8 protein-coding genes are annotated in these 12,761 nt (G+C 46.2%); 5 read left to right on the top strand and 3 right to left on the bottom strand.

Translation table 11 applies throughout. The annotated features are described in order from the left end of the window. Positions 1 to 114: 114 nt before the first annotated feature. Both DF182_RS26855 and DF182_RS26850 read right to left on the bottom strand, forming a co-directional pair. Positions 115 to 1,665 (bottom strand): FAD-dependent monooxygenase, encoded by a 1,551-nt coding sequence (locus DF182_RS26855; RefSeq protein ID WP_113618840.1) that lies wholly within the window; start codon positions 1,663 to 1,665, stop codon positions 115 to 117. 73 nt (positions 1,666 to 1,738) lie between these two features. Then, positions 1,739 to 2,539 carry a helix-turn-helix domain-containing protein gene (locus tag DF182_RS26850; protein ID WP_211327220.1) on the bottom strand — a complete coding sequence of 267 codons (801 nt, stop codon included), beginning with the start codon at positions 2,537 to 2,539 and terminating at the stop codon, positions 1,739 to 1,741. Positions 2,540 to 2,922: 383 nt separating this feature from the next. Between DF182_RS26850 and DF182_RS26845 the strand changes: the two genes are divergently transcribed. From DF182_RS26845 to DF182_RS26835, 3 genes are all read left to right on the top strand, one after another. Continuing rightward, a complete protein-coding gene (locus DF182_RS26845) occupies positions 2,923 to 6,177 on the top strand; it encodes a SusC/RagA family TonB-linked outer membrane protein (RefSeq protein ID WP_113618839.1) in 3,255 nt (1,084 codons plus the stop codon). A gap of 11 nt (positions 6,178 to 6,188) precedes the next feature. Next, positions 6,189 to 7,667 (top strand): SusD/RagB family nutrient-binding outer membrane lipoprotein, encoded by a 1,479-nt coding sequence (locus DF182_RS26840; RefSeq protein WP_113618838.1) that lies wholly within the window; start codon positions 6,189 to 6,191, stop codon positions 7,665 to 7,667. Positions 7,668 to 7,926: 259 nt separating this feature from the next. Then, entirely contained in the window at positions 7,927 to 8,667 is a 741-nt protein-coding gene (locus tag DF182_RS26835) for a class I SAM-dependent methyltransferase (RefSeq protein WP_113618837.1), read from the top strand. A 97-nt stretch (positions 8,668 to 8,764) separates the two neighbouring features. On the opposite strand, the gene dxs is transcribed toward DF182_RS26835, so the two are convergent. Beyond that, positions 8,765 to 10,660, bottom strand: coding sequence for a 1-deoxy-D-xylulose-5-phosphate synthase (dxs, locus tag DF182_RS26830; protein WP_113618836.1), 1,896 nt, complete (start codon positions 10,658 to 10,660; stop codon positions 8,765 to 8,767). A gap of 79 nt (positions 10,661 to 10,739) precedes the next feature. Between dxs and DF182_RS26825 the strand changes: the two genes are divergently transcribed. Both DF182_RS26825 and DF182_RS26820 read left to right on the top strand, forming a co-directional pair. Beyond that, on the top strand, positions 10,740 to 12,146 hold the full coding sequence (locus DF182_RS26825; protein WP_113618835.1) for an aminotransferase-like domain-containing protein: 1,407 nt from the start codon (positions 10,740 to 10,742) through the stop codon (positions 12,144 to 12,146). Positions 12,147 to 12,232: 86 nt separating this feature from the next. Then, positions 12,233 to 12,757 carry an N-acetyltransferase gene (locus DF182_RS26820; RefSeq protein ID WP_113618834.1) on the top strand — a complete coding sequence of 175 codons (525 nt, stop codon included), beginning with the start codon at positions 12,233 to 12,235 and terminating at the stop codon, positions 12,755 to 12,757. The last annotated feature ends 4 nt before the right edge of the window (positions 12,758 to 12,761 follow it).

Raw genomic sequence — 12,761 nt, 5'->3', positions numbered from 1 at the left:
TGGAAATGGGTTCAAATAATTTTGAAGATGGACGGCACTCATTTTTCTGAACACCTCGAATGTTTTATGTGATTTAATTGCAGGTAAGTGCCAGCAGTGCGATTTGAAATAGATCTAAAACCAGCGGGCAGCGGCCTTTTGGAGTTCACTGTAATCCGGGTTATTGTCAGAAGCCCAGGCGACAATCCCATCAGGACGTACCAGCAGTGCACTTATACCTAACCGGTCTTTTACACTGCCTGAAATATACCTGATTCGGTCGCCATATTCATTCGCCAGCGTTTTAAGGGAAACATTTCTATCAAAATCAAGCAGTATCCCGCGGCCATCGTGCATTAACTCGCCAAGTGTGGTACCATCTTCGAACGCAAAGTTGGGGACACTGTGACCTGTCAGTGGATGATCGCCACCGAGATGATAGTGTGTGAAAATACCCCATACCCTTCCCGCAATATAAGTAGCACCATCGCGTGTATTCATCAGGTCGCGGACAATTGCATTCAGCGCGCGGGCGGGCGGTTCAGGTTTCATGATAGCAACCTGGGCCCGTGACCAATCCAGCACCTGTACACCAATTGGGTGTCGTTCCGTATGATAACTGTCCAGCAAGCCTGCCGGTGCTTTCTTTTGGATGGTTGCGGCGAGCTTCCAGCCCAGGTTCATAGCATCACCCAGTCCGAGATTAAGCCCCTGACCTCCCAACGGCGAATGAATATGCGCGGCATCGCCGGCTAAAAGTACGTGTCCATTGCGGTAGGCAGTGGCCTGCCGTGCCCTGTCAGTCCAGGTAGTCGCTACATGCAGGGCCTTGATAGTTACATCGGTATTCGAGATACGGCGTAAAACCTCCTGCACATGTTCCAGCGTGACGGGCTTTTCTGTATTATGAAATGCTCCGCCATCAAAATCCTGTATGATCACATAGCCTGGCTGCGATTGCAGATACATACCTGTTGCCGTGAGATTGCGGCCATGGCCAAGTTTTTCGGGGTCTGCAATATCCATTAGTGTAGAATAACCGGTAAATTCCGGCTCTGTACCGGCGAATTCGAAACCGCCCATCTTGCGGACAACGCTGCGGCTGCCATCACAACCTACGAGCCACTGACCTTTAAAAGCCCCGTCACCAGCCTGAACAGTCACCCCATCCTCGTTTTGATGGAAGCCTGTAATGGCAAAACCGCGCCTGATGTGCACACCCAGGGCTTCTGCACGGTGTGTCAGCACAGATTCCAGCTCTTCCATTTCAGACAATAAAGAGGTGTCGGTGGAGCCCGGCAGACGATACTTCCACTGGGAGGTGTCAATATTATCGAAATGAAATGGAATACCGGCGAAGTGTCCGGCCTGACGACGGAGTGGTAGCCCTTGCGCGGTAGTTGGGCTGCTATGGGGATTTTTAACGCGTTTGGGTATTTCAAGTTGATCTAACAGCCCACGACGGTAAAACGCTTCAACAGTAGGTGCTGAGAGCCCCCGCATTCCGAAAGGAAGTTGTTTTAATGGTGAGTGCGGATGCTCCGCCTTTTCGAGTACCAGGACAGAACATTGGGCCAGGGCCAGTTCACAGGCGAGGAATAATCCTACAGGCCCTGCACCGGAAATGATAACATCGTAAATAGCATGATTTTGCGCGGATTCCGTGTTTTCAAGTGTAACTTTCATATTAGCATAATTGAAACACAAAATTCCGGAATGGGCTTAGCGTAAGCTTGTATAAACACGACAAAATCGTTGTTTACGGTTTGTTTTCCTTTTTGGCTTTTCGTGCGAATGCCGCTGGCGTAGTACCGCTGTAGCGTTTGAATTCCCTGCTTAGGTGGGCCTGGTCCGTATAGCCGAGCTCGTGAGCCAGGCCGGCAATATTGGAATCCGGATAAAGCCATAAATGGTTTCGTATCTGCTCAAAGCGTATCAGACCAGACACATCTTTAACAGTATAGCCGGAAAAATGCTTGAACTTCCTTTCCAATGTACGAACCGTTGCATGAGCTGCCGCTGCTACCTGGCTTACCGGCAGGCCGCCGTTTGCCTCCCGCATAGCAACTCCCGCTTTGAATAACATATTATCAATAACCATCTGCGACCGTACATGCAGGAAGTACTGTGTTACCTCAGCCAGCGCTTCCTCTATCCTACCGGCCTGAATATATTTGTTCAAGGTGGATTGAAGCCGGGCGATAGGATGCTCCAATATATGCACGCCATCCTTACCGGAAGGCAGTCCGAGCAGATCAAACACGGTCCAGGGAAAACACCTGATACCAATGATCTCCAAACGATTTTTTGCGTTTATAAGAACAGGCTGATTGAGCAGCCCCATTATAAATGGCGATGGCATTGGCTGCAAACATCCATTGTAAGAAATACTGCAGGCATCTCCGAAATGAAAAATAATTTCAGCATAACCGTCAGGCAGTACTTCAAAACCTGATGGTTGTTCTCCAAAATCTTCACTGTTGTACCAAAAGCACTTTATGATATCCCGTAGCTCCTCAGGTGGCTCAAACTCCCGGTGCTGCATTTTGAAAGATCGCATATCTGGGATGTATTATATAGATGTGAAGGTAAGTAAAGATGTATTCTGAAGTCTGATTTTTTATTAATGAACGTACTCCACCGCTGCACAGCGGATTCATAAAAGCTAACTGTACTATGATATCAGTGACGAAGTGATGAAGTGATAATTTATGAAAACAATGATGGATTTTATCTATATTTTATTATCTTTATTTAGATGAACTATAGACCTGTAGCCCAGTTTGAAACCCAACTGCAATAAACTAATCCGATGCCACGAAGATCACTACACGAAACCCTGAGAAACAATCCAATTTTTTTATTTCAACGAAAAACCTAAGACGATTATGACTCAAGCATAATGACCGGTCCCTCTATATTTTTCAACCAAATCTAAACCACATGAAAAAGACTTTGTGTCTTATTGCCATTCTCATGGCAATCAATTTCCTATTGTCTGCACAGCAACGGCAGATAACCGGAAAAGTGACAGGCAACAATGCACCTGTTCCATTTGCCAGCGTTCAGCTCAAAGGTGCTACCACCGGTGCTATTACAGACCAGCAGGGAAATTTCAAACTATCGGTACCTGGTAAGGATGCCGTACTGGTAGTCCGAAGTATCGGTTATCTGTTGAAGGAAATACCTGTAGGAGATGCCGCCAGTATCAACATTGAACTGCAACCTGATGACAAAACCATGCAGGAGGTAGTAGTTACTGCACTCAACGTAAAAAGAGAAAAAAAATCACTCGGATACTCCGTGCAGGAAGTAAAAGGTGCAGACCTTACGCAGACTAAAGATCCCAACTTCATCAACTCACTCAGCGGAAAGGTAGCAGGCATACAGGTTACAGGCTCCTCCGGCAATCTGGGAGGATCTGCCAGAATCACTATCCGCGGTATCAACTCCATCTTCGGAAACAATAACCCGCTGTTCGTAGTAGATGGTGTACCGATGGATAACAGTTTCTTTACCGGCAACAACCCCACCGCCGCCATCGACCAGGAACGCGGCCGTGGCGGATACGATTATGGCAATGCCATACAGGATATCAACCCCAATGATATCGAATCATTATCTGTGCTCAAAGGCGCTGCAGCCTCTGCATTGTATGGCACCCGTGGTTCCAACGGTGTGATTGCCATCACCACCAAAAAATCCAAATCAGGTATTGCCAGCGGTATTGGCGTCACTTACAATTTTGGTGCACAGATGGAAAAAGTATACATCATGCCCAAATACCAGAATGAGTATGGTGGTGGTTATAATTTCACCAAACTATATGTAAATGAACATCCTGAAGGATTCAAAGATGGCAAGGCTACCTATGATGACCATGATGGTAAAGGGCCATATGATCTCGTTCCTGATTATGAACCCGATGTTTCATGGGGTCCTAAAATGGATGGTAAACTAGTTCGTCACTGGTGGTCATGGGATAAAGACAAACAAAACCCTGATTTCGGTGTAGCGGCGCCCTGGGAACCACATCCCAACAACAACCGCAGTTTCTTCGAAACCGGCCTGACACTCACCAACAGTGTAGCCGTTTCCGGTAGTAATGAAAAAGGTGCCTTCAGAATGGCTTATACCAACCTTGATCAGAAATTTGTTTTACCCAACTCCAAACTTAAACGCAATTCCCTCAGCTTCAACGGTAACTATGCCATATCCAGCCGGCTGGAAGCCTTTATAGGCGTCAACTACGTCGGCACCAATACATTGGGCAGACCCGGTACCGGCTATCACGGAAGGAATGTCATGCAGGGATTTACTGAGTTCGGGCACCGCGACTGGGACATGGAGAAGTTGAAAGATTACGCCTATGCATATGATGGTTCCCAACGTTCATGGAACCGCGGTGCATGGGACGATCAGCCTCCCAGGTATACCGACAACCCTTACTGGACAAGGTATAAGAACTATGAGACAGACCGGCGTGACCGCGTATTCGGAAATGCAGGCGTCAACTTCAAAATCACAGACTACCTTTCTGTGACCGGTAAATTTATGACTGACTTCTATACAGACAGCCGGCAGGAAAGAGTAGCAATCGGTTCACAGGGAATCTCCTCCTATATCGAAGCCACTCGTTTTGTAAAAGAGAACAACTACGAAGGACGTATCAATTTCAATAAGTCAATCGGCTCCCACTTCTCCCTGTCTGCCTTTGCTGGCCTCAACAGAAGAGAGAACTATCTGAAATTCACAGGTGGAGAGAGTAAAGACGGATTAAATATTGATGGCTGGTATAACCTCGCCAACTCCCGGCAGCCAGCACGGGTATACGACCAAGTGGAAAAACTGCGTGAGAATGCCATTTTCGGCAGTGCTTCGCTGGGATACCAGGGTATGCTTTACCTCGATGTAACCGGCAGGAATGAGTGGTCCAGCACATTACCTGCTGCCCACAATTCTTACTTCTTCCCATCAGTATCCGGGTCATTTGTATTCTCTGAAATAAAAAATCTGAAAAATGCCCCCTGGTTATCTTTTGGTAAACTCAGGCTGGGATGGGCACAGGTAGGTAAAGGTACTATTCCGTATAGCACAGCCCTGGCCTATATGGCAGAAGAAAATTTCGGTTCCACCGCCAATATTACCGTACCGGACCAGCTGAATAACGCGAATATCAGACCTGAGATCACCACAGAAGTAGAAGCAGGCCTTGAATTACGTTTCCTGCATAACAGACTGGGCGTAGATCTCAGCGTATACGACAAAAAATCAAAAGACCAGATCATACCGCTGACCATATCTGCTTCTTCCGGATATACCACTGCGATCATCAATGCAGGGCTGATCAGGAACAAAGGGTTTGAACTGGCACTAACAGGAACGCCCATACGTACAAAGAGTGGATTCACCTGGGACCTGGGTTTCAACATAGCCCGTAACAGGAATAAAATCGAAAAGTTGTACGATGATCCCGCCAAAGGCATCCAGGTCACCAATCTGCTGCTTGCCAATGCAGCCTTTTCTGTAACCGTGAATGCCCGCGAAGGAGAAACATACGGCTCTATCGTTGGTTATGCTATCAAACGGGACGCCAACGGCCACAAGCTCGTAGGTGCCGACGGTTTCTATATCCGGGCCGACAAACAGTCCGTGCTCGGCAATGCGCTACCTGACTATACCGGCGGATTCTCCTCTTTATTCAGTTATAAAGGTATCTCGCTGGGCGTCAACTTTGATTTCCAGATAGGTGGTAAATATTTCTCTACTACTACCATGTTCGGCCGCCAGTCAGGTATACTGGCTGAAACAGCAGAAAACGGTATCAGGGAAAAAGGTACAATAGCAGAAGGATATACAGAAGACGGAAAGGTAAACACCAAAGTAATATCTGCTTATGATCATTTCAATAACAACAACGGATATGTGGTGCAGGAACTCGATATGTGGGATGCAGGTTATCTTTACCTGAAAGAGGTCAACCTCGGCTACACTTTTGAAAAATCATTTGTATCCGCATTACGGATGCAACACCTGCGTCTCTCCTTCTCTGCCAGGAATGTATGGCTGATCAGTACTTCCAATCCTCATCTCGACCCTACCAACCTGGCTATATCCGCCGGCAACGTACAAGGAATTGAAGCTGCTGCCCTCCCATCCGTACGTTCCTTCGGTGTTAACTTATCCGTTTCCTTCTAAAAAATTACGCTATGAAAAAAACAGTATTTAAAGAACTCTGTTTCGCTTCGATACTGATACTCCTGTTAACAGGCTGTACTAAAAAGTTTGATGAGATCAACCAGGACCCGAATAATCCTAAGACTACCGATCCGGGCTACCTGCTGGTTTCTGCCGAGAAAAAAGCCATAGATAACATCTGGAACGAATGGAACAACGGACGTACCGGTATGCATTACGCCCAGTACTGGTCTGCCACCACTTACTCCAATGAAAGCCGCTACCAGATCCGTGAAAACCGGAACACTGAATTCTGGAACATTATGTATGCCGGCTCCATAAAAGATCTTAACGAAATCATTAAGATCAATACAGAAAAACCATTCGATTATTCTCCCAATCAGATAGCCATCGCTGAAATCATGAAAGCATGGACCTATCATATGCTGGTGGATGTATATGAAGACATTCCATACAAATTCTCACAGGGCGGCCTTGACCAGCCCAACAGCCCATACGATAGGGCCATTACCATCTACACCGATCTCCTGAAAGTACTGGGAGAACAGGTGGCCAAACTGGACCCTTCCAAAGGATCATTCCCTACCCAAACAGATATTATCTATAAAGGGGATGTCAATAAATGGAAACGTTTTGCCAATTCTCTCCGGCTTCGTATAGCGATCAGGGTTAGTGATGTTCCTTCTATGCAAACACTCGTCAACCAGGCGATCAACGATGCCGTAAACTCCGGGGTGTTTACTTCCAATGCAGACAATGCCATATTCAGATATGTGGAAGCTCCCCCGAACAATAATACACTGAATGAATCCTATAAATCACGTATCGATTTCTGCATGTGCAAAACAATAGTAGACTACATGCTCGATATCAATGATCCCCGACTGCCCATTTATGCAGCACCTGCAAAAGACAATGGCAGGTATATTGGCAAACCCTACGGATTAAACCAACAGAACGGAGAAATGATCCCCAACAGCGCCATCTCATTACCCGGCAGCGCCGTGCTGGACGCCAAAGCCCCCGGCGTTTATATGGACTATGCCGAAGTGGAATTTATCCTTGCTGAAGCTATAGAGAGAAACATCATTAGCGGCTCTGCCGAAGAGCACTACAAAAAAGGGATCAGGGCTTCCATGGAAGACCGCGGCGTTCCCAACGCCGGCATTGATCCTTACATCGCCGGCGTACCTTACAATGGCGGCCAGTGGAAGAATGTAATCGGCACACAAAAGTGGCTTGCCATGTACATGCAGGGACTGGAAGGCTGGTTTGAAAGACTGCGGCTCGACATCAAAAAACCTAATGGACAGGACCTGTTCGTAGCCCCCGTTGACGGCTCACTCGACCGTGACGTAACCGTAGTACCCACCCGCATGACATATCCCGTAGATGAACAACAGCTGAATAAAAGCAACTACGAAAAAGCTGTCCAGGCTATCGGCGGGAAAGACAGCAAAGCCGCAAAACATTTCTGGGATCTTTATTAATATATCATTGAGAATATAGAGACGGTCATAAAAAAGGGCCGGCCTTCGCAGGAAGGCCGGCCTTATTTTATGACCGGATTATTTTAGTCCATTTTTCTGCTTTATATTCGTTCCGTTCAATAATAGCAAGGCTTTATCCATAGAGGGAGGCATCCTTCATATTGTTAATTTCTGTAAAATTAAACTCGGACACGTGACTGACCCAAACACCTATTTTTCTGTAAACAAAGAACTGTGGAACAATAAGACAGAAGTCCACATGAAATCAGCATTTTATAATCTGGACAAATTCAAAGCCGGAAGCACCTCTTTAAACCCGATAGAAATCCGTGAACTGGGAGATGTATCAGGCAAAAAACTCCTTCACCTGCAATGTCATTTTGGAATGGATACCATCTCATGGGCCAGACTGGGAGCTATTACCACCGGCCTTGACTTCTCCGACAAAGCGATAACGGCAGCAAAAAACCTCGCATTGGAACTTGAGGCAAACAGCCAGTTTGTTTGTAGTAATGTCTATGATGCCGGTTTGCATATTACAGACAAATTTGACATTGTATTTACCTCCTATGGAACGATCGGCTGGTTACCTGACTTAGACAAATGGGCCGCAGTAATAGTAGAACGACTTAAGCCCGGAGGCGTTTTTTATATGGTCGATTTTCACCCCATACTATGGATGTTTGATGATGAATTTTCTTATATCAAATATTCATATTTTAATACCGGTGAGCCCATAGAAGAAGAAAAGTCTGGTACATATGCCGACAGGGAAGCAGATCTTAAGGATAAGGAATACGGATGGAATCATAGTCTCAGTGAGATTCTGAATGCATTAATCAAAGCGGGTCTGACCATCAGCTTTTTTAATGAACATACAGATTCTCCTTATGAATGTTTCAGTAACATGGTAAAAACAGGACCGGATTCCTATCAAATAGCATCTATGCAGAATAAAATTCCACTGCTGTATTCCATCAAAGCGGTGTATAATCAATAACTTCCATTAATAAGAAAGACAATTGGAAATATTGACCAGGACAACGAACGCAAAAAACCCATCGGTTCAAACTGTGTAGCGGTAACCAGCAAACATTTCACACCAGCACAGCAAGCCGTCTGACCAGCCTGACGATTGCTTTTTTATCATACCCATATAATTCATGAAGTTCTTGCTGGGTACCCTGTACAGCGAACGTATCTGGCAGCCCCAGTCGTTTTACGATAACATGGTAGCCCTGTTCCGCTATAAACTCTATCACAGCACTCCCTACACCTCCGGAAATGCAACCATCTTCGATAGTGATCACGCTGGAAAACTGGCGGCATACCTCATGTAATAACGTCTCATCAAGTGGCTTAAAGAACCGGAGATCATAGTGGGCTACGTTCAGTTGATGCTCCTTCAGTTCCTCACAGGCTTCTTTTACGTATTGTCCTACCGGGCCAAGGGAAAGAATGGCGATATCCTTTCCGGACCTGATCTTTCTGCCTTTTCCTATTTTCAGTTTTCTGAAACCGGAGGATGCTGGCGCTGACACTCCGGCTCCCCTGGGATAGCGAATAGCAAATGGCCCGTTCCCCTTGCTGGCCTGTGCTGTAAAGAGAAGATTTCTGAAATCTTCCAGGTCCATGGGTGATGCACCAATGATGTCAGGCACACATCTCAGAAAGGAAATATCAAATGCACCGTGATGTGTGGGTCCATCCGGACCTACAACACCCGCCCGGTCAATACACAATATGACGTCCAGCTTTTGCAGCGCTACGTCGTGGATGACCTGATCATAGGCACGCTGTAAAAAAGTGGAGTATATGGTGCAAAAAGGTGTCATTCCATCAGCGGCAAGGCCGGCCGAAAAAGTAACTGCATGTTGTTCGGTGATACCTACGTCAAAAACACGTTCAGGCATTTCCTTCTTCATTTTGGTTAGCGCACTTCCCGACAACATTGCAGGGGTTACCGCCATAATCCCCGGGTTTCTTTTTGCCAGTTCAATTAAGGTATCACCGAATACAGCCTGGAAAGTGACAGCCTTATTTGCAGTTGTTTCCGCATCCAGCGTTGCGCCTGTAAGTTTGTCGAATTTTTTTGGCGCATGCCATTTCTCCTTATCGGTCATAGCCGGTGCAAAACCTTTCCCTTTGGTTGTTACACAATGTAATAATTTAGGCCCGGGTATATGCTTCAGTTTTTCCAATACATGGATCAGCTTTTTAAGATCATGTCCGTCGACAGGACCAAAATACCGGATGTTCAGCGCTTCGAAAAGGTTGCTATAGCGCAACAGCCCACCTTTCACGGTTTTCTGGAGCTTCCGTACCACATCTACAGGCCACTTATCTGGTTGCCCGGGATGTGACAACAACTTCTTAATATGCAACTTTAATGCATTGTAATGTTTGCCGGTAGTGAGTTCCGTGAGATAGTGCTGTAAAGCACCGGTATTGGCGTCGATCGACATATTATTGTCGTTCAGTATCACCAGCATGTTGGGCTGTTCATAACCGGCATTATTTAATGCCTCAAAGGCCTGCCCTGCCGTCATGGCACCATCACCGATTACCGCGATATGCTGGCGTGTATTTTCACCTCTGTATTTGGCAGCGCAGGCCATGCCCAGTATCGCCGAAATCGAAGTAGAAGAATGGCCGGTTCCAAAGGCATCGAATTCGCTCTCCTCCCTGCTTGGGAAGCCACTGATCCCGCCCAGTAACCTGTTGGAATAAAACCGGCTCCTCCTTCCCGTCAATAATTTATGTGGATACGCCTGGTGACCTACATCCCAGACAAGTTTGTCTTCAGGCGTATTAAATACGTAATGCAGCGCAACCGTAAGTTCCACAACCCCGAGACTGGAACTGAAATGACCTCCGCTCGAGGCAACATGATCGATTAAATAAGACCGCAGTTCCTCACAAAGGCCATCCAGAGAAGAAATGGGGAGGTTTCGCAGATCATCTGGTGTATCAATATTATAATTTCCGGGCATTCAGCTTTCTTTCCTACAAATTTAAATCGCTTACATTTACAGTACAGACACAGAATATGTATAAATTACCAGTACAGATATGAAGGTGTATAAATTTGAAGCCTTTACCAACGCCATTGAAAAAAACATACGTGAGGGCGTTTTCAAACCCGGACATAAATTACCGTCTGTCCGTGACCTGAAGGAACAATATCAAACAAGCATCAGCACTATACAGCATGGATATGAGTATCTGGTTGCCAGCGGATTGGTGGAGAGCGTACCCAAATCCGGCTATTATGTCAGTAACAGACCAGACTTATCGAATCAGCTGAAGAAGGCCCAACATCGGCCGGTAGCAAGGGACGCCATTTTCAAACATCATCTTGGACTTACGACCTCGCTGAAAGCAGGCCGTAAATTCTCAGAATTTAATGTAGCGGCTCCAGGCGACCTGTTAATACCTCAAAAATTACTGCTCCGTACCATGCAACAGGTAATCAGGGAGCAGGGCGCCGCTTTGCTACGCTACTACCCTTCCAATGGATCAGCGGAATTAAAGGAGAATATCCTAAAAAAAGCGGCTGTTCATCAAACCATTATCAATCCCGACGAACTACTTATTACTGATGGCGCCTTACAGGCACTACACATCGCTTTAGCCGCTGTATGCAATGCAGGCGACGTGATAGCTGTTGAGAGCCCTTGTGTATTTTCCGTACTGGAAGTTATAAGGGTACTCCATCTCAGAGTTATCGAAGTTCCGGTTGACCCATACACCGGATTTGATGTTGACTTTTTGAGAAAGGCCTGCCGCAACAATACTATTAAAGCCGTCATCGTAACGCCCAACTTCCACAATCCTACCGGGATACTACTGACCGATGAACAAAAGCTGGCACTACTCTCAGTTGCACATCAATATAATGTTGCGCTTATCGAGAATGATGTTTATGGCGACCTGAATTTCCATGGCCACCGGCCTTCCATCATAAAAAGATTTGATGACAGCGGGCTGGTGTTATCTTACTCGTCTTATGCGAAAACACTGGCGCCAGGCATAAGGGTTGGGTGGCTGGCAGCGGGGAAATTTATGCAACGTGCAGAGCAGATCAAGTTTGCATTGGGTAGTACCGTCTCTCCATTGTACCAGGAAACTGTCAACCGCCTGTTGGCCGGCAACAGTTATGACCGGCATCTCCGTTCATTCAGAATGCAACTGGCAAAAAATGCGCACTTCGCCATTAATTTGTTGTCCGCCCATTTTCCGGAAAAGACTGCTATCCTCAAACCTTCGGGTGGATACAATATCTGGGTGAAGATGCCGGATGATACGGATATGGCTCATTTCTATGATCAATGCGAAAAAATCGGGGTAAGGTTTACACCAGGTTACACCTTCTCGTTTTCAGGAGCCTTCGACAAACATTTCAGGATAGTCTTTGCGGATAAATTTTCTCCCAAAAGGATAGAGGCCATCCGACTGGCCGGACAGCGGGCGCGCTAACATCTGTACTGCTTATAATTTCAAATTGTGTACAGTGTATGATTCGGGGAAGCGTGATAGATTTGCCTGTATAATTACGACAGGATATGAACATCATCACGAAATTTACAGTAGTTACGAAACAGGGAATGGAAGCGCTTTTGATGCTGACAAAAGAACTGGCCATAGAGAAGTATTCAACCCTCCTCGAACAAAAAACATTAGACAACTACATCTTCAAAAATTTTAATGAACGGGCCCTGGTTGCTGAAGTGAACAATATATCTAACCAGTGGCTGATAGTTTATGTTGATGACCAGCCTGCAGGATATGCATGTATCACTTCTAAGGGTAAACGGCCAGAGGCCCTGGAAGGTAAGCGGGCTGCCCGCATCGTGGATTTCGGTGTGCTAAAAAAATATCCGGCGCCTGCTGTCAAAGATGCCCTGCTTGAGAAATGCCTCACTGTCTGCAAACCATATGAAAGTGTATGGATAACTGAATATGCTGATAATCCCCTGATTGAACTTTTTGAAAACAAGGGATTCACCAGGCAACAGGCAACCGGTCAGCTTGATGAATTACCATTGGCCTCCGTATGTTTGATCTCAGAAAAATTATCAGTGCATTAACCAC

Origin of the sequence: Chitinophaga flava (genome assembly GCF_003308995.1) — a bacterium.
GTDB classification, from domain to species: Bacteria; Bacteroidota; Bacteroidia; order Chitinophagales; family Chitinophagaceae; genus Chitinophaga; species Chitinophaga flava.
The sequence above is the reverse complement of the archived record's forward strand: the minus strand, read 5'-3'. Positions and strand labels throughout refer to the sequence as shown.